This is a genomic window from Sunxiuqinia dokdonensis, assembly GCF_001270965.1.
In the GTDB taxonomy this organism is placed as follows: Bacteria; Bacteroidota; Bacteroidia; order Bacteroidales; family Prolixibacteraceae; genus Sunxiuqinia; species Sunxiuqinia dokdonensis.
Window position 1 is genome coordinate 1 of the sequence record NZ_LGIA01000225.1, and the last position, 18,894, is coordinate 18,894.

Here is an 18,894-nt window from a genome sequence, read left to right on the forward strand (position 1 = left end):
TGGTTGTTTTGGCGAGCTCCGTTTTCCAGCTTTCATAAGCGGTTTCGTAAGCTTGCTTATTTTTTTCATCCGGAACGATGGTTTCCAGCTTAGTCAGATTTTCGAAAGCTTCGCCGGCCGATTGATAGTAGCCAGAGCCAATACCTGCGCCGCGAGCCGCGCCAATTGAGCCATCGGTGTTGTACAGTTCGATGGTGGCTCCGGTAACTCCGGCCAATGTTTCCCTGAAAATGGGGCTTAAAAACATATTGGCTTTTCCTGCCCGGATCACTTTCGCGTTGATGCCAATGTTTTCCATCACTTCCATGCCGTACTTAAAGGAAAACACGATGCCTTCCTGAGCGGCCCTAAAGAGATGCGGCATGCTGTGAATGTTGAAGTTGATTCCGGCAAAGGTGGCCCCGGGGTTCTTATTCTCCAGTACCCGTTCAGCACCATTTCCAAAGGGAAGTATGCTCAGGCCTTCAGACCCGATGGGAACTTGGGCAGCCATGGCGTTCATTTGTTCGTAGGTGAATGCGCTGTTGCCTGCATTTTTATTCAGCCAGGAATTTAGAATGCCGGTTCCGTTGATGCACAGCAGCACACCCAGCCGGTTCGCTTGGGCTGAATGATTAACGTGGGCAAAAGTATTTACCCGCGATTTGGGATCGTAGGCCACTTCTTCGCTCACCCCGTACACCACACCCGATGTTCCGGCAGTCGTTGCAATTTCTCCCGGATTCAGCACATTCAGCGACAGGGCATTGTTGGGCTGGTCGCCTGCCCGGTAGCTGATTTTTGTGCCTTTGGCCAGTCCCAGCTCTTTGGCTGCCGTTGCACTGACCTCGCCCTGAACAGAAAATGTTGGTACAATTTCCGGGATGAATGAGGCATCGAACCCGTAATGGTCAAGGATAAGTTTGGACACTTTGTTTTGCTGAAAATCCCACAACATACCTTCCGATAATCCGCTGGCCGTGGTTTTGATTTCACCGCTCAACTTCATGGCAATGTAGTCGCCCGGCAGCATCATCTTGTAGATGCGGCTGTACTGTTCGGGTTCGTTGTCTTTCACCCATTTTAGCTTCGAAGCCGTGAAATTTCCTGGTGAGTTCAGCAAGCTGGCCAGGCATTTTTCTTCGCCGATTTCCTTTAGCGCCTGGTCTCCAATGGCAGCTGCGCGGCTGTCGCACCAAATAATCGATGGGCGAATCACCTCTTGCTTGCGGTCCACCATGACCAAGCCGTGCATTTGGTAGGAGATACCGATGGAGTCGATGGTTGACGGATCAACTTTCGACTGCGCCAATACGTCGGCTAAAGCCAGCTTGAGGTTGGACCACCACTGTTCAGGTTCCTGTTCGGCCCAACCGGATTGTAGGGCTGTTATCTTCATTTCTTGTTTGGGATGGAATGCGGAAGCAACACATTCGCCTGTTTCGCCAGCAAGCAGCGAAACTTTAACCGACGAGCTCCCAATATCGAAACCGAGTAAGTACATAGTTCTAAGCGTATTATTCGTTTAAATCTTAATAAACCGTTCTGTTCTGGTATGCTCTGCAAATTTAGGAGCAGGCTGGCGATTTCAAAATTTCTAATTCATGTTGTAAAACATGTTTTTCAGATTGAGCTGCGCACCTTCAATTTGGTGGGAACGCAAAAATGAATGGGGTCTCCGCTGTTGACGAAATCGGCAGCTTTGCGGCCCATGAGTTCAAAGTCGGTTGAAATGACGGTGATGCCATCTTTTACGTATTTTTTCATTGGCGTTTCGTTGTACGAAATCACGCCAACCTCCTTGCCTGGCGTTAATTTCTTTTGGTCACACTGATCCAGAAAGCGGGCCAGCAGTCGGTCGCTCACCATCAGGTACAGGTCGCCCGGCTGGATGTCGAGCAATTTGGAATTGCGCATGACTTCGCATTCAATCTGATAATCTTGGCAGAATGCTTTAAAATAATCGATCGACTCTTTGGGGTGATAAGTGAATTCAGGATACAAATAAATGAAACGTTTGTATTTTCTTACCAGCTCAATATTTGTTACAAAAGCTTGGTAGAGTGTCTGACCGAAGTCCTGATAAACTGATGAATTGGTTTCGCGTGAATGGACGTTCCAGTCGATGATAAGTAGTTTATCGGTTGGTATTTTTTTGATGACTTCCGGAACGTGTTCGTGATCGAAGTTCATGATGATGTACTTGGTGTATTTGCCCACGCTTTCTTTAATAATGGTTTCAAATACGTTGATGTTGTAATGGTGAAAATGTAAATCAACCGTAATATTGTCGGACAAATTCTCTAAAAATGAACCGTACAGAACTTCTTTGTAGGCTTTGAACGTATCGAGAAACAGAAAAACTTTGGTCGTTGCTTTAGCCACAAAATAGCCTTTGTTAGGGACCGACTCAATGGTTCCCCGGTCTTTCAGTTCAGCATAGGCCTTGAAAACCGTGTCGCGCGACAGCTCGCTCTCCTTGCACAGTTGATTGACCGATGGCAGAATGTCGCCAACCTGTAATAGATTTTTGCTAACGGCTTCCGTTACCGAATCAACCAGTTGCTGAAATTTAAGCTGATTGGAAGCTGGATCAATTTTGAAGTGAAATTTACTCATGCATTTAAAATTGAAAGGTGTTCTGTTCTGGTATGCAAACATACAAAAACGATTCAGAAAATCTTATTTTTCTTTGGACTCAGCAGGAAATATTTAAGGTTGGGCGTCGTTTAAAAGCAAAAGGATAAAGGGAGTGTCTAATTTTTTAATTTTTAAGTTTGATCCATTCGGTACAAAGCTCCCTTTTTCTTTTTTTGTTTGAAGTATACGCATACCGGAAGGCCTCAGCATGTTTTGTTTGGTGGAAGTAAAAAGGGCGATTTTTACAAGAAAAATCGCCCCGGTAAACCCTTGATAATTAACCCTTAAGAAACAGTGCTTTTATAATGTGGCTGGCAATTTCCGGATTTTCTTTCAGCCGGCGGGTGGAATAGTTAAACCACTGCTTGCCAAAAGGAACGTACACGCGCATTTTGTGGCCAGCAGCCACAATCGAGTTTCGCAACTCAGGTGTTACGCCATACAGCATTTGAAATTCGTACATCGATTTTGGGACCTGGTGCTTTTCGATCAACTTCATGGCTTCTTCAACCAGGAATTTGTCGTGCGTGGCAATACCGGCATACATTTTATTTTTAAACATGAGTTCCAGGTCTTCGAGGTAATGATTGCGAACCTCCTGGTAATCTTTATAAGCGATTTGTTTTGGTTCAACATAAATTCCTTTACACAGACGAAAGTTGAGGGGGTGCCCATTGGAGGGGAAATTGCTGAAGTCAAGTAAATCGTCAAGCGTGCGCCGCAGGTAAGCTTGAATCACCAAGCCGACGTGGCCGCTGAATTCCTTTTTAAGTTTCTTAAAAAGCTCAAGTTCGATATCCACGCATTGCGAATCTTCCATATCAATGCGCACGAAATTGTTTTTCTCAGCTGCTTTGGCCACAATTTCGCGTAAATGGCGGTAGCACTCTTCCTCATCGATTAACAGCCCAAACATGGTGGGCTTCAACGAAAAGTTGCCCTGGATATTTTCGCTGGTAAAGCGCTCAATGATGTCCAGGTATTGCTTTTTATTTTCCTCAGCCTGGTCGAGACTGGTGATGAACTCACCCAGTAAATCAATGGTCACTTCAATATTTTGTTCGTTCAGCTTGCGCGACACCTCAAGCCCGTCTTCCATTCCTTCGCCGGCAATGTAACGCTTACTAAACTGCCAAATTAGTTTTTTGGGCATGTAAGGAAGCAAATCTGCAATCATCTTGTTCAACATGGTTGTTCGTTGTGTTTAAAATATTCTGTCATTCACGATTTTAAAAATACGGATTCCGGCTGCTCGGTTTCAATGATGTTTATCAGCGAAAAGGTATGATTTTGCGCATGTTTTTTTCGTCAGACTTTCGCAGCTTCACAACAAAAAAATATTGCATCAAAGCTGTAATCCTAATTATAAATTTTTATTTTTGGCTCTGGTTAATTGAAACCGTAAGCAGGCAAAACGGGCGAGTCGTTTCATGAGGAATTTCGAGTGGTAAATATTCGTTCTCCGAAGTCAGGTACTTGCTCACTATTCTAAAAAAAATAAAAACTAATTATTCAAAAATGAAAAATACTTCATTGATTCTGAACCTGGTTCTGGCCGTTGCTATTGTTGTTATTTATGTGTTACATTTTAGTGGGAAAAGCAGCAATGAACCTGCTGGTGAAAACTCATCGATAGCGACATCCCATTCCGATTTAAAAATTGCTTACGTCAAAGTTGATTCCCTGATTTTAAATTATCAATTGGCTGAAGAGTTGCATGATTCGTTTACCAAAAATCAGGAGGCCTATACCAAAGAATATACAGACAAGCGCTCGGCTTTCGAAAAGCGTGCAGCCGCTTTCCAGGAAAAAGTTCAGCGTGGAGGTTTCCTCACGCAAGATCGCGCCGTTCAGGAACGTGATCGTTTGGTGAGCGAGGAGCAGGAAATTCTGTCGCTCGATCAGGAGCTTTCAACCAAGCTTGCGGAAATGCAGTCGACCAATAACCAGCAGCTCATTGACAGCTTGATGAATTACCTGAAAGAGTACAACGCCAATAAAAAGTACAGCTATATTTTCAATGCGGGCGACATTCTGATTGGAGACGAAGCGCACAACATTACGAAAGAAGTGTTGGATGCCATGAATGCCCGTTACAGCGAGAAGAAATAAGCAAAAGATACGATCAGTAAAAAGTCCGGGCTTTGTCCGGATTTTTTTTTGCCCTAACTTTCCTGCATGAATTTTGCCAGTCGTTATATCAGCCGAAACATCAATTATCCCACTTTCGTTTCCACGCCACCCGCCAAAAATCTGGGTTTGCAGGTGGTTATTCCCTGTTACGATGAGCCCGATATTCTGCAAGCCATTCAATCGCTGGGTGCTTGCCAGCCTCCGGTTCAGGCGGTTGAGGTGTTGGTGGTGGTCAATCAGTCAGAGCTGAGTTCGCCGGAGGTTGAACGGCAAAACGCGCAAACCATCCAGGCACTTGAAGACTGGAGCGCCAAAAATCAACAGGTATTTTTCAAGCTGCATGTTGCGGCGCCACCGCCCTTTCGGAAAAAGCATGCCGGGGCTGGCTTGGCTCGAAAAACCGGAATGGATGAGGCGGTCCGGCGATTCGCTGTGCTCGACAAATCCGATGGCGTGCTCATTTCGCTGGATGCAGATACGACGGTTGATTCGAATTATTTTGTTGAAATTGAAAAACACTTTCGGCTATCGGAAAAGGAGGTTGGCGCAACGATCCGGTTTCGGCACCGGTTGGATGAGCTGACCGACGAGGCACACCGGCAAGGCATGCAACTGTACGAAAGCTATCTGCATTACTATAAGCAGGCCATGGCGTTTACCGGCTTCCCGCAAGCGATTTACACCGTAGGGTCGGCTTTTGCCGTTCGCGTGGATGCCTACGTCAAGCAAGGCGGCATGAACCGCAGGCAAGCAGGCGAAGATTTCTATTTTCTGCACAAGCTGGCGCAGTTGGGTCCTGTTGGCGAGATCAACCAAACCTGCGTTTATCCATCGGCGCGTATTTCGCAGCGCGTTCCCTTTGGCACTGGCCCGGTGCTAAAGAAATGGATGGAAGGCGACCAAAGCCTGAAACTCACCTACCATTTCAAAGCCTTTCAACACCTGAAACAGTTGTTTGACAGGCTGCCTGAAATCTATCAAAGTAGCGATTCTGAACTGGCGGCCCTGCTCAGGGAACTGCCTTTGCCGCTGACTACTTTTCTGGAATCCGACGATTTTGAAACTGCTTTGCAGGAAATCCGTTCCAATGCCGCGCGGCAGGAGAGCTTTCAAAAGCGGTTTTATGCCTATTTCAACGCCTTCAAAATCCTGAAGTTTCTGAATTACGCGCATCCTGATTTTTACCCCTGGCAGGATTTGGAGGAAGCTTTCCGGCAAGTCAAAGACTTAGGACAACTTCATACAAACAAACAATGATTTATATTGAGCAAATTAGAAATTCCCGACCAAGGGAAGATCGACTAAGCTACCCGCACAGCATACCGTCAATCTTGAAGCTGGATGAATTGAAGTTCCGAAGAAGTGTAACTTTTATTGTTGGAGAAAATGGCTCAGGAAAATCGACTTTGCTGGAAGCCCTGGCGATTAAAGCCGGTTTTAACCCGGAGGGAGGAAGCTTAAATTTCAACTTCAAGACCATGGATTCTCACTCGGAACTGTACAATGACATTAAATTGGTCAGGTCGGCATACCGGAATACGGATGGCTTTTTTCTGAGAGCGGAAAGTTTTTACAATGTGGCCAGCGAAATTGATCAGGTCCTGGGGAAGGATCTGGCCCTAAGAAATTATGGAGGCTCGCTGCATGAGCGCTCTCACGGCGAGAGCTTCCTTGCTCTGGTTCATAACCGGCTGTCTGGCCAGGGGCTCTATATCTTCGATGAGCCGGAGTCCGCCTTGTCGATGACCAGCCAGTTGAATCTGCTGATCGAGATGAAAGCCCTGGTTGAAAACAAATCGCAGTTTGTCATTGCAACACATTCACCCGTTTTGTTGGCCTATCCCGGCGCAGACATCTACCAGATTTCGGACGGTGGGTTGGAACTTGTGGATTATGAGCATACGGAGCAATACCGGTTAATGAAGTATTTTATAAACAATCACCAACAAATGATTGCCTGTTTGCTCCAGCCATAGTGTACCTGCTATGCTGCGCGATCGCAAGTGTCGTCAGAGCATCATCTGCCTGGAAACTAGCCGACAATCCGGCATGCTTTGATTGCGCCCATGGGGACTATTGCTAATATCCACGGCAAGTGTTAACTTTATGATCTAGGACTTAGATAGGTGTGACCTAGGTCTTAATCTTATAAGACCTACAATATATTAATGTATGATCTAGGTCTCAAAATTAATTTTACAGCAGCGGATGCCTAGTTCTACGGGTGTCTGAAATTAAAAGATGGGCTGACAATCATTAAAACAAAGCGTATTATGACTATTTTCTACCGTTTGGATGAGCAGACCGATAATCTGAATCCGGAAGAAGCACGGAAGCGGGGCCTGTATCCTCGTGTGATTCGTAAGGAGACGGTTGGGCTTCGCACATTGTGCGTGCGCGCCGCTACCGGCACAACCTTTAATGCGTTTGAATTGGAGGCTGGTGTGCAATTGGCTGTCAAGCAGTTGATCGAAGAATTGGCGGATGGCAATCATGTTTGCATTGAAGGATTTGGCACTTTTTCGCTAAGCGCCAAAGCCAGCCGTCCGGCCATGGAACAGCATGACATTCGGGCCGAATCGATCAGCCTGAAACGAATCGTGTTTAAAACCTCGAAAATTTTGCTGAAGCGGGCTGTGTTCCGCTTTCAGCGGAAGCCGGCGGATTGAAATCGTTGGCGGACGACTCATGCTGTTGAAGCCGGAGGGGCATAAAAAAAAGCAGACATTTGGTCCGCTTTTCGATATCTTTAATTCAAATGAATGCTATTCCGGAGTTGGGAAATCGTCTTCTTTCCCTTTGATGTAGGTTTCAATGTGCCGGTCTTTTTTGGCTTCGTAAATATCCTTAATGGTCAGGATAATTCCGGTTTCCTCCACATCGCCAAAGCGATCATTCAGCACGGTTCCGAAAGTTTTCATGGAGGGGCTCAGGTTCATGTAGGCATTGATCAGCGGCGGAATATTTTCGCCATGCTCGCGCACCTGCTGGGTCAATATCTTATAATCTTCCTTGTACGATCCGCCATTAAAAACCTTGGCGAGTGCGTCCATGTCCATGTGCAATTCCATGGGCTTTTTCGGTGTGACCAGACCTTCGTGATCACGGAAGTACTTCAGGAAAAAATACTGAATCAGGTTTCGTGCGTCGGAGTGGAAGTGCGAATACATGGTGACCTTGCCAAAAAAGTATTTCATTTCCGGGTGGTCCACAATCAAGGCGCCCAGTCCGTCCCAAAGATTATCCAAGGCAAACAGCGCTTTGGCTCCTGCTTTGCTCGACTGGTACGCCGGCTGCACAAACGAACGGCCAAGCTCCAGGGTATAGGGCAGGTAATTCTTTTTAAAGTCTTCGGAAAAATGGAATAAACGTGAGGTGGCCAGTGAAATATCGCCATGTTCATCAACCGGAAGGTTGGGACACATGATGTAGCGGTATCCGCCCAGAATTTCCTGAGCATCCGGATCCCATACGAGCAGCTGTTTGTAAGGATTATCGTTGATGTCGTATTGGTCAATGTCAATTTCTTTTCCTGTCCCGCCTCCGGCATCGCGAAAAGTAATCTCACGTAACCGGCCAATCTCGTGCATAACATTGGGAGAATCGTGATGCGTAATCACGTAGATCTCATTGGCACCTTTATTCGTTTTCCGTAGAAGCCGTTCCGGTGTCAACTCGGCAATAATCGCTTCTTTGGGCTTCGGTGCAACAATATCTTTCATACTTAATCCGCTAATTTTGTTGAGGTACAAAACTATAAAAATTTATTGAAGAAAGTGAGTCGGTTGTTCTTTAAATTCAGTGCTTGTGCAATTCCGCCATCGAATAGACTTTCTCACGAACAAAGTCAGCCCACTCGGTTTGTTTTTGGCTTTTGTCGAAGGTGGTCCAGGGAATTGGACGGCCAAAGGTCATGGTGAATTCCTGTCCCCGGTGCTTGAAAGTTTCGTCGGCCAAAAAGAACTGTTCCAGGTTCCATTTCAGGCCCAGGAACTTTCGAAAGTTCGCCAGCCGGTAAAAGAAATTGGAATTTCGACCGCTTACATGCACCGGAATGATGTCGCGCTGGTACTGCACCGACTTCTGGATAAAGTGCTTTTTCCATGCCATGTCAGTTATTTTTCCATTGATTTTCCGGGAGGCATACCCCGATGGAAAAATCAAAATTTGCGCGTCAGACTCGTATTGTTCATGCACCACTTTGGCAATCTCGCGGCTGTGTCCGCCTTGCTTGTTGATGGGGACAAACACACTTTCGAGTTGCGGAATGTTCATCAGCACGTCGTTGACCAGGAAGCGGACGTCGCCCAGTAATTTGTTGACATTCGACATGAGCAGCAGCCCGTCGAAGCCGCCAAGCGGGTGGTTCGATGCAAAGATAAAACGTCCTTCGGCTGGGATGTTTTCTGTCCCGTAAACCCGTTCCTTGACTTCGAAATGTTCGACGACCTGGTGGACGAATTCAATCCCTTTCTTGTCTCCGTATTTGGCCAGAATTTCATTCACATCGCGAATGTGCATGATCCGGTTGATAAAATTGTATACAAAGCCCGGAATCAGCTTGGCCAGCTTGGGGCTTTTTTCTTTAAAGACCGCCCGAATGTCGATTGGTTTTATTCCGTTTGGATATTGCTCATCCATTTGTTTCAGTTTTGAAAGTCGAAAAATAGAAAATAAAATTGAGCTCCGTAATCCTTGAGGTTTATTTGTGATTTTTAATCTTTGTAAATCAGTTTATCAACTGATGTTGAAATTTTTTTTGTTTTGCTTAATGGGCAATATTTCAGCACGTTGAGTGTTGTTATTAACAATGATTAATGGATTATCAACAACAAATAAACATTTTTCAGGCGAATGTGTAGTGGAAAAAAGTGACCAATAGTGACTGAAAGTGGTATTTAGGGAAAGAAATTACTAATTTTACGATTGAAAAATAGACAATTAACAGATGGATTTCTCAGCCGAAAAAAAAGCAACATTTGATGAAAAGGGACGTGTTGTGCTGCCTGTCGACTACAAGAACGAGATGGGTGGCCGGATTCCCAATGGTCAGTTGGCTGTTGAGATTGATCCGTTTGAGAAGTGCCTGAACGTTTATCCGCTGGAAGCCTGGGAAAAAAGGCTCGCTTCGTTCAAGGCCAAACTCAACAGAAATAACCCCCGGCAAAGTCGTTTGCTGGATATGATTTACCGCAATTTTAAAATCATCAGCGTGCCCGAAAGCTGCCGCATGAATTTTCCGAATAACTTTTTGGAAAAGGTCAACATCACCAAGGATGTTGTTTTTGTTGGCGTTGGCGATCGGATTCGTTTGTGGGATGCTACGGAATACGACGCTTACCTGGAGACGGGTGGCGACTACGGAGAATTGTTTTCAGAGTTTTTTGGATCAGAGGAGGATTAAGTGTGGAGCAACCGTATCACATACCGGTTTTATTGAATGAAAGTATCGAAGGGCTCAACATTCAAAAGGACGGCGACTACGTGGATGTCACCTTCGGCGGTGGCGGCCACTCGTGCGAATTGTTGAAGTCGATCGACACGGGACGCCTGTTTGGTTTCGACCAGGATGAAGATGCCGCGGCCAATGCGTTTGATGATCCGCGTTTTATTTTTGTCCGACACAACTTTAAATATATCCGCAATTTTCTGCGCTACCATGGCGTTGAAAAGGTGGATGGCATTTTAGCCGACCTGGGCGTTTCGTCACACGATTTTGATGTGGCTGAGCGCGGGTTTTCCTTCCGGTTCTCCGGCGCGCTGGACATGCGCATGAACCGCGATTCAAAAACCACGGCTGCCGATGTGGTGAATGACTACCCGGAAGAGCAGCTCATCAAAATATTTCGCGAGTATGGCGAAGTGGATAATGCCTACCGGTTGACCAAGCAAATTGTCGCAGCCCGGCAGCTCCAGCCCATCAAAACAATCGACCAGTTTAAATCGGTGATTTCCGACTGCGTGTCAAAGAAAAATGAAGCGAAATATTTGGCCAAGGTTTTTCAGGCATTGCGCATTGAAACCAACGGCGAATTGGAAGTGCTGAAAGATTTTCTGGTTCAAAGTGCCGAGCTGTTGAAGCCCGGAGGTCGGTTGGTGGTTATCACCTATCATTCGCTTGAAGACCGCCTGGTCAAGAACTTTATCAAGGCGGGAAATTTTGAAGGCAAACAAGACAAGGATTTTTATGGGAATGTGAGCTCGGTGCTGAAAGCAGTCAACCGGAAAGTGATTATTCCCAATGATGAAGAAATTGCCCGAAATCCCAGGGCGCGGAGTGCGAAATTGCGAATTGCAGAAAAAGTATGAGTGCGAAGGACAACACATCAGGAAAAAGCAAAAACCGCAGAAATGGATTGAAGTCGTTTCTCGGAGGGAGTTTGCTGGCCAGCGAAAAGGTGATGCGGCAAATGCCTTTTGTATTTTTTGTTGCGTTTTTGGGAATCCTCATGATTTCGAACCGCTACTGGTCGGAGAAAACCATTCGCCGGATGGAAGCGGTGCAGGACTCAATTAAAGAGCTGCGAGCTGAGTCGGTGACCTGGGAAACGGAACTGATGAAGATGAACCGACCATCAGAAATTGTTGAAAAAGTTAAATCCAGTGGCCTCGACTTGCAGGAAGCCAGCGAGCCGGCCCGCAAACTAAAAGTAGAAAAAGCAGATCGCGAATAATGGAGATTAGAAAAGACATAACCGCCCGCTTCGGGATTATTTATTTTCTGGCCGTGTTGATTGGAATCATCATCGTGGCTAAAATCTTCATGGTCCAAAATATGGATACCGAGAAGTGGAAAGATATTGCCAAAAACCTGAAGAACAACACCGCCGAAATTCCTGCTAAACGTGGGAATATTTGTGCGGATGATGGCAGTATTCTCGCGACCTCGGTGCCTCAATATGAGTTGCGCCTTGATTTGGCGGCTCCTATGATTAAGCGGGTTTACAGTGAGAAGTCGGATGCTTTTGCACTGGAAGTGGCGGAGTTTTTCGGCACATCGAAATCTCAGTTTAAACAAAAAATGGATCAGGCGTTCAAGAAAGGAAATCGCTGGTTTTTGATTTATCCCAATGAGGTCAACTACAACCAGCTTCAGCGGTTTAAGCGCTTGCCGATGATGGCGAACAACGGCTTTGGTTCGGGATTGATCGTGGTTACGGAGAACGAACGCGTGATGCCGCACGGCGACCTGGGCAGCCGGATGATTGGCACCTTAAATAAAGGCGCCTTTGGTGGTGTGCATGGCAACGTGGGCTATTCGGGCATCGAGGGGCTGATGGAAGGCTACTTGAGCGGAAAGAACGGAACTGCACTGAAGCGCAATTTTTCGGGCCGTTGGATCGATGTGCCGGTCATTGAACCGAAAGATGGAAGCGATGTGATTACCACCTTGAATGTGAATTTGCAGGACTTTGCCAACAATGCCTTGCATCGGCAAATGGAAACTTCGCAGGCCGAGTGGGGCACCGCCATTGTGATGGAAGTAAAAACAGGTGAAGTAAAAGCCTTGGCCAACCTGGGACGTAAAGCCGACGGTAGTTATGCCGAAACCTACAACTTCGCACTGGGGCACCAGGGAGCCAGCGAGCCGGGTTCAACCTTTAAATTGATGTCGTTGATGGTGGCCATGGAGCATGGCTATGTGGATACCTCGGACGTGTTTGACACGGGCAACGGCGTGTGGAAGTACCGCGGACAAACGGTTTACGACAGCGATTATCATCGCGGCGGACATGGACAACTGACCATGAAGGAGATTTTTGAGCTTTCATCCAATGTGGGCGTGGCTAAAATTATTACCAAATATTACGAAGGACACGAGCAGGATTACATTGATCGGATCTACAATTTTGGACTGAACAAACCCATGGGACTGGGCTTTTTTGGCGAGGGCATTCCGAAAATTAAGTATCCGGGCGATAGCGACTGGTGGGGCCCATCGTTGGCTTGGATTTCCTATGGATACGAAATTAAACTGACCCCGCTGCAAACCGCGGCATTTTACAATGCGGTAGCCAACAACGGCCAAATGGTGAAGCCAAAGTTTGTCAAGGAAGTTCGCCGCAATGGCATTCTCGAAAAGGAATTCAAAACAGAAATAATCAATCCATCAATCTGTTCAAAAGAAACCCTGGCAAAAGCGCAGGACATGTTAAAGGGCGTATGTACTGACGGCACCGGACGGTCGCTTAACAATCCGTATTTCCCCATTGCCGGGAAAACCGGAACTGCCCAGGTGGCCTACAATAATCAAGGCTACGAGAAGGAAGGACGCAAAAACTACCAGGCATCTTTTGCCGGGTATTTCCCTGCTGACGATCCGCAGTACACCTGCGTGGTGGTGATTGTTGGGCCCAAGGGACTGTACTATGGCGGGTCGGTGGCAGGCCCCGTGTTTAAGGAAATTGTGGGAAAAGTGTATGCCAGCTTTATGGAACCCCGCGAAAATGAGCTGGAGCAACTGGCGGCCATGCCTCAGGTTAAGTCGGGTTTTAAAGATGAGATTGAGCGCACAACCAAAGCACTGAAGTTGAAGATTGAGGCGGAAGAAGTGGACTCAAAGCTGATTCGGGTCATTCCGGAGCAGGATCGCTTAAGTGCTACCGAACTGGCGGTTGGCGAGGGCCTGGTGCCCGATGTTCGTGGCATGGGTGGCAGCGATGCCCTGTATTTGCTGGAGAGCTCCGGACTGAAAGTCAGGATGAAAGGCATTGGCAAGGTTCAAAAGCAATCGTTACGGGCTGGAGATAAAATAAAAGAAGGACAAACAATTTACATTGATTTAGGCTAATGACGAATTTGAAGAAGATATTGAACGGACTGGATTATGAACTGCTGGCCGGAAAACCGGAGGCAGCGGTCGGTCAGTTGCATTTCGATTCGCGAAAGGTAACACCCGGCGATGCGTTTGTGGCCGTGGCCGGTACACATGTCGATGGTCACCAGTTCATTCAAAAAGCCATCGCGCAGGGTGCTTCGGTGATTATTGCGGAGAAGTTTGAGGATGTTGAGCCGGCGGATGTCACTTTCGTCAGGATGAATGACACGGCTGTAGCGCTTGGTCAGCTGGCTGCGAATTTTTATGGCAATCCGTCAGGCAAACTCAAGGTGGTTGGCGTTACCGGAACCAACGGGAAAACAACCATCGCCACCTTGCTGTATTTGCTGTTTAAAAAACTGGGTTACCAGGCCGGATTAATTTCAACCATTAAATATTATATTGGCGACGAAGAGTTGCCTGCAACACACACTACGCCCGATGCTTTGCAAATTCAAAAGCTGATGGCTTTGATGGTTGAAAAGGGCTGCGGCTATTGTTTTATGGAGGTCAGCTCACATGCCATTCACCAGGACCGGATTTCGGGAATTGACTTTGATGGAGGCATTTTCACCAACCTTACGCACGACCACCTGGATTATCACCAAACGTTTGCCGAGTATCTGAAAGCGAAGAAGAAGTTTTTCGACCAATTGCCTGCAAAGGCTTTTGCTTTGACCAATGCCGATGAGAAAAATGGGCTGGTGATGCTTCAGAATACCGCAGCCAGTAAAAAGACTTACGGCTTAAAAGCCCTGGCCGACTATAAATGTAAGGTGCTGGAGAAACATTTTGACGGGATGCTGCTGAGTGTGGAAGGGCAGGAAGTATGGACGCATTTTGCGGGTTTGTTTAATGCCTACAACCTGATGGCTGTTTATGCTGCTGCCGTGCTGTTGGGCGAATCGTTCGAGTCGGTCTTGCCAATTATCAGCGAATTGAGATCGGTGGCCGGGCGTTTCGAAATATTGCGTTCGCCCGATGGAAAATATGCGGTGGTGGATTACGCCCACACACCCGATGCCTTGAAAAATGTGTTGAACGGCATTACCGAGATCCGCACCGGTAATGAGCAGGTGATTACCGTTGTTGGGGCCGGCGGCGACCGCGATAAAACCAAACGTCCGATTATGGCGCACGAAGCGGCCTTGCAAAGTGACAAGGTGATTTTGACATCGGACAACCCGCGCAGCGAAGTGCCCGAGCAAATTATTGCCGACATGCAAACCGGCATTGAGCCGCACCAGAAAAACAAGGTGCTGTCCATTGTAAGTCGCCGCGAAGCGATACGCACGGCCTGCATGCTGGCGCAACCCGGCGATATTGTTTTGGTGGCCGGAAAGGGACACGAAGACTATCAGGAAATTAAAGGGGTGAAACACCATTTTGATGATAAGGAAGTGATCAAAGAGATTTTCAACCTAAACTAAAAGAAGAACGGGATGCTATATTTATTATATGAATGGTTAAAAGATTTCGATATTCCGGGGTGGGGAATGGTGCCTTACATCTCGTTTCGTTCGGGAGCGGCGGTGCTGACCTCGCTCTTAATCACCATGGGATTTGGGGGCAAGCTGATTAACTATTTGCGGCTCAAGCAAATTGGTGAAGACGTACGCGATTTGGGGCTCGAAGGACAGATTCAGAAAAAAGGCACACCCACCATGGGCGGTTTGATTATTCTGGCCTCCATTATCATTCCAACTTTGCTGTTTGCCCGGCTGGATAATATTTACATTCTGCTGATGCTGATTACCACTGCTTGGCTGGGCTTAATTGGTTTTGTTGATGATTACATTAAGGTATTCAAAAAAGATAAAGAGGGTTTGGCCGGACGGTTTAAAATTTTGGGGCAGGTGAGTTTGGGCGTTTTGGTGGCATCCACCTTGTATTTTTCTGACGAAGTGATTGTACGCGAAAAGGTTTTAGGGGTCAGTGGCGATTTCAAAAAGGAGATTGTAGTGGATGTTGAAACAGGCATGCAAGAAGTGCGCTACATTACCAACGATGTTAAGTCAACGCGCACGACCATTCCGTTTATCAAAAACCATGAGTTTGACTATGCCTGGCTGGTACCGTTTTCCGGTGAACGTGGCGAATTCTGGCGCTGGCTGATCTATGCTTTGGCCATCATCCTGATCATTACAGCCGTGTCGAATGCGGCAAACCTGACCGACGGCATTGACGGACTGGCGACCGGAACCTCGGCGATCAGTGGAGCAACACTTGGAATACTGGCCTACGTTAGTGGTAACATCATTTATGCCGATTACCTGAACATCATGTACATCCCCAATATTGGTGAATTGACGGTGTTTATTGCGGCGTTTATCGGTGCTACCGTTGGATTTTTGTGGTACAACTCGTACCCGGCCCAGGTGTTTATGGGCGATACCGGAAGTCTGGCGCTGGGAGGAATTCTGGCCGTTTTTGCCGTGGCTATTCGCAAGGAGATTCTGATTCCATTGTTGTGCGGGATTTTTGTGCTCGAGAACTTTTCCGTGGTCATTCAGGTGGCCTATTTTAAATATACCAAGCGCAAGTATGGCGAAGGTAGGCGGGTTTTTCTGATGAGCCCGATTCATCATCATTATCAGAAAAAAGGCATTCCCGAAGCGAAAATCGTAACACGCTTTTGGATTGTTGGGATCATTTTGGCCGTGTTGACCATTGTCACCCTTAAAATGCGTTAAGCATGGCAAACCGGTTGGTGGTCATAGGAGCAGGTGAAAGCGGCGTAGGCTCGGCCATCTTGGCCAAAAAGCAAGGCTTTGAGGTTTGGGTGACTGATGCCGGAAAAGTGAAGCAAAAATACAAAGACGTTCTAACCAAGTATGGGATTCTTTTTGAAGAAGGAAAGCACTCGGAAGATCGTTTGCTCGGTGCCGACCTGGTGATTAAAAGCCCGGGCGTACCCGATACCGTACCCTTGGTTGTCAAGCTGAGGCAAGCCGGAATTCCCGTGATTTCGGAGATTGAGTTTGCCGGCAATTATTGCCGGGCCAAAACCATTTGCATAACCGGCAGCAACGGCAAAACAACGACTACCATGCTGACTTATCACCTGCTGAAAACAGCGGGCTTGAACGTCGGCTTGGCCGGAAATGTGGGCCAGAGCTTTGCCTGGCAGGTGGCCGAAGCCGACTACGACTATTATGTGATTGAACTGAGTAGTTTTCAGTTGGACGGCATGTACGCTTTTAAAGCCGATATCGCTGTTTTGCTGAATATCACGCCGGATCATTTGGATCGGTACGATTATCAATTGCAGAATTATGTGGATTCGAAATTCCGGATTCTACAAAATCAGACGCCCGACGATTTTTTCATTTATGGGGCCGACGATCCGATCATTCAAAAGGAATTGAAAAAAAGAAATATACCAGCCATGGGCTTGCCTTTTGGCTGGACACAGGCTCCGAGAAACGGAGCAGGAATAGAAGATGAAAAATTAGTGATCAACTGGAAACAAAAAACTTTCGATATGTCCATTTTCGATATTGCTTTACAAGGAAGACATAACACCTACAACTCCATGGCTGCGGGCCTGGCCGGTATGGTGTTGAACATCCGGAATGAAAAAATCAGGGAAAGCCTTTCTGATTTTAAGGGCGTTGAGCATCGCCTCGAACGTTTTCTAAGGGTGCATGGCATTGAGTTTATTAACGACTCAAAAGCCACCAACGTGAATTCGACCTGGTATGCTTTGGAAAGCATGAACAAGCCGATCGTTTGGATTGCCGGGGGCGTTGACAAGGGAAATGATTACCATGCCTTGAAGGACCTGGTGAAGAGCAAGGTGAAAGCCATTGTTTGCCTGGGTGTGGATAACAAGAAGATCCGGGAAGCATTTGCCGATATCGTGCCTGATATTGTTGAAACGCAGGACATGACCGATGCCGTGCGCTCGGCTTACTACCTGGCAAAAAACGGCGAAACCGTATTGCTATCGCCAGCATGCGCCAGTTTTGATTTATTTGAAAATTATGAAGACCGCGGACGCCAGTTTAAAAATGCTGTCCGCGAGTTGTAGATCAGACATTGGATAATTGGTCATTGGATAATTGGACATTGGAATTTGGAATTTTTCCGCCGGTTAGCGGATTGAAACGTGAAATTAAATATGAACTTCTCAATAGGTAAAATATTAAAAGGTGACCGGATTGTATGGGTAGTACTCACGTTTTTATCCATCATTTCGCTGATGATTGTGTACAGCGCAACCGGTCGGCTGGCTTATAGCGAGGCTGGCGGAAATACCTTTTATTACCTCAGCCGGCAGCTCATTTTTCTGTTGCTGGGATTTGGGCTGATGGCTTTTCTGGTCAATGTTATTCCAGTGAAGTTTTATACTTACATCGCCCCTTTGGCGTTGGCAGTGACAATTGGCGCTTTGCTTGCTGCCATTGTTCAGTATAAATTATCGCCCGGAAAACCAACACCGCGTTCGCTCGATTTGGGCTTTCTCAGCTTTCAGCCTGCAGAGCTGGCCAAAATTTCGCTGATGATGTTCGTCGCCAAAGTTTTGGCCAAGCGACAAAAATCGAAAGAGGAATTGAAAAAGGCCTTTTACTGGGTGTTTGGCTCCAGTGCTGTGGTTTGTGGCATTATCTTTTACGGTGATATTTCGACCTCCGCACTGATTTTTGGCAGCGTCATGATTTTGATGCTGATTGCCCGTATTCCTGCCAAATTTTTATTGATGACCGTTGGAACCGGATTGTCTTTGTTGATGTTACTATATTTTACCGCTAACTATCTTCCTGACTCGGCCGGACGTGTGCACACGTTCAAAGAACGTATTGATGATTTTGTGTACGGCGACGATCATGCAGCGCTCGGAACAACCCAGGCCGACTATGCCAAACTGGCCATTTACGAGGGCGGCATGTTCGGAAAAGGTCCGGGCAATAGTGAAGTGAGTAATTACATGGAGGCAGCATACAACGACTTTATTTATGCCATTATTATAGAAGAATATGGTTTGCTTGGAGGTTTTTTTGTTGCGTTGCTCTACCTCATCCTTTTATATCGCGGGGTGGTCATTGTGCGGCGATCAAACCGGACCTACCCAGCATTTTTAACCGCAGGTTTGGTGTTGCTGCTTGTTTTTCAGGCCATCATCAATATGGCTGTTTCGGTGGGGGTAGCCCCGGTCACCGGACAACCAATGCCTTGGGTGAGTATGGGTGGAACCTCCATGTTGTTTACTGCAGTTTCTTTTGGCGCGATCTTGTCAGTCAGTTATCACAATCAGCGAAACAAAGTAGTTGTTGAACCACCGGTCATGGTTGACATGCCGGACGAAGATGAGGAACTGTAAA

At 46.8% G+C, this 18,894-nt stretch carries 17 protein-coding genes; 12 read left to right on the top strand and 5 right to left on the bottom strand.

From position 1 onward, the window contains the following. The 3 genes from NC99_RS21330 to NC99_RS21340 all read right to left on the bottom strand — a co-directional run. Positions 1–1,483 (bottom strand): xylulokinase (locus NC99_RS21330; protein ID WP_053189019.1); only part of this gene is annotated, 1,483 nt, incomplete at its 3' end. Positions 1,484–1,602: 119 nt separating this feature from the next. Beyond that, complete coding sequence (locus tag NC99_RS21335; protein WP_053189021.1) at positions 1,603–2,598, bottom strand: GntR family transcriptional regulator; 996 nt, start codon at positions 2,596–2,598, stop codon at positions 1,603–1,605. Positions 2,599–2,896: 298 nt separating this feature from the next. Next, a complete protein-coding gene (locus NC99_RS21340; protein WP_053189025.1) occupies positions 2,897–3,808 on the bottom strand; it encodes a proline dehydrogenase family protein in 912 nt (303 codons plus the stop codon). Positions 3,809–4,137: 329 nt separating this feature from the next. Here NC99_RS21340 and NC99_RS21345 point away from each other — a divergent pair, with 329 nt between their 5' ends. The 4 genes from NC99_RS21345 (at position 4,138) to NC99_RS21360 (ending at position 7,421) form a co-directional block, all read left to right on the top strand. Beyond that, positions 4,138–4,731: an OmpH family outer membrane protein gene (locus NC99_RS21345; protein ID WP_053189028.1), complete on the top strand. Its 594-nt coding sequence runs from the start codon at positions 4,138–4,140 to the stop codon at positions 4,729–4,731. Positions 4,732–4,797: 66 nt separating this feature from the next. After that, positions 4,798–6,009: a glycosyltransferase family protein gene (locus tag NC99_RS21350; protein WP_053189030.1), complete on the top strand. Its 1,212-nt coding sequence runs from the start codon at positions 4,798–4,800 to the stop codon at positions 6,007–6,009. Continuing rightward, positions 6,006–6,728 (top strand): AAA family ATPase, encoded by a 723-nt coding sequence (locus NC99_RS21355; protein WP_053189034.1) that lies wholly within the window; start codon positions 6,006–6,008, stop codon positions 6,726–6,728. Before NC99_RS21350 ends, NC99_RS21355 begins: the two co-directional genes overlap by 4 nt. A 297-nt stretch (positions 6,729–7,025) precedes the next feature. After that, positions 7,026–7,421, top strand: a complete 396-nt coding sequence (locus NC99_RS21360) for an HU family DNA-binding protein (RefSeq protein WP_053189037.1) — start codon at positions 7,026–7,028, stop codon at positions 7,419–7,421. Positions 7,422–7,517: 96 nt separating this feature from the next. Here the strand turns inward: NC99_RS21360 and NC99_RS21365 are convergent, their stop codons facing one another. Together NC99_RS21365 and NC99_RS21370 are read right to left on the bottom strand one after the other, a co-directional pair. Further along, on the bottom strand, positions 7,518–8,474 hold the full coding sequence (locus NC99_RS21365; RefSeq protein ID WP_053189040.1) for a GNAT family N-acetyltransferase: 957 nt from the start codon (positions 8,472–8,474) through the stop codon (positions 7,518–7,520). A 76-nt stretch (positions 8,475–8,550) separates the two neighbouring features. After that, a complete protein-coding gene (locus tag NC99_RS21370; protein ID WP_053189043.1) occupies positions 8,551–9,393 on the bottom strand; it encodes a 1-acyl-sn-glycerol-3-phosphate acyltransferase in 843 nt (280 codons plus the stop codon). A gap of 307 nt (positions 9,394–9,700) precedes the next feature. Here NC99_RS21370 and NC99_RS21375 point away from each other — a divergent pair, with 307 nt between their 5' ends. From NC99_RS21375 to NC99_RS21410, 8 genes are all read left to right on the top strand, one after another. Continuing rightward, on the top strand, positions 9,701–10,156 hold the full coding sequence (locus tag NC99_RS21375) for a division/cell wall cluster transcriptional repressor MraZ (protein WP_053189047.1): 456 nt from the start codon (positions 9,701–9,703) through the stop codon (positions 10,154–10,156). Between the two features lie 2 nt (positions 10,157–10,158). Then, positions 10,159–11,061 (top strand): 16S rRNA (cytosine(1402)-N(4))-methyltransferase RsmH, encoded by a 903-nt coding sequence (rsmH, locus tag NC99_RS21380; RefSeq protein ID WP_053189050.1) that lies wholly within the window; start codon positions 10,159–10,161, stop codon positions 11,059–11,061. Further along, positions 11,058–11,426 (top strand): FtsL-like putative cell division protein, encoded by a 369-nt coding sequence (locus NC99_RS21385; protein ID WP_053189053.1) that lies wholly within the window; start codon positions 11,058–11,060, stop codon positions 11,424–11,426. Before rsmH ends, NC99_RS21385 begins: the two co-directional genes overlap by 4 nt. Continuing rightward, positions 11,426–13,543: a penicillin-binding protein gene (locus NC99_RS21390; RefSeq protein WP_053189056.1), complete on the top strand. Its 2,118-nt coding sequence runs from the start codon at positions 11,426–11,428 to the stop codon at positions 13,541–13,543. The genes NC99_RS21385 and NC99_RS21390 overlap by 1 nt, the downstream gene beginning before the upstream one ends. Next, the gene (locus NC99_RS21395) at positions 13,543–15,000 is read left to right on the top strand and encodes a UDP-N-acetylmuramoyl-L-alanyl-D-glutamate--2,6-diaminopimelate ligase (RefSeq protein ID WP_053189059.1); all 1,458 of its coding nucleotides are present in this window, start codon (positions 13,543–13,545) and stop codon (positions 14,998–15,000) included. The genes NC99_RS21390 and NC99_RS21395 overlap by 1 nt, the downstream gene beginning before the upstream one ends. 12 nt (positions 15,001–15,012) lie before the next feature. After that, the gene (mraY, locus tag NC99_RS21400) at positions 15,013–16,263 is read left to right on the top strand and encodes a phospho-N-acetylmuramoyl-pentapeptide-transferase (RefSeq protein ID WP_053189062.1); all 1,251 of its coding nucleotides are present in this window, start codon (positions 15,013–15,015) and stop codon (positions 16,261–16,263) included. 2 nt (positions 16,264–16,265) lie between these two features. After that, complete coding sequence (gene murD, locus NC99_RS21405; protein WP_053189064.1) at positions 16,266–17,603, top strand: UDP-N-acetylmuramoyl-L-alanine--D-glutamate ligase; 1,338 nt, start codon at positions 16,266–16,268, stop codon at positions 17,601–17,603. A 90-nt stretch (positions 17,604–17,693) separates the two neighbouring features. After that, a complete protein-coding gene (locus NC99_RS21410) occupies positions 17,694–18,893 on the top strand; it encodes an FtsW/RodA/SpoVE family cell cycle protein (protein ID WP_053189066.1) in 1,200 nt (399 codons plus the stop codon). Position 18,894: the final 1 nt, after the last annotated feature.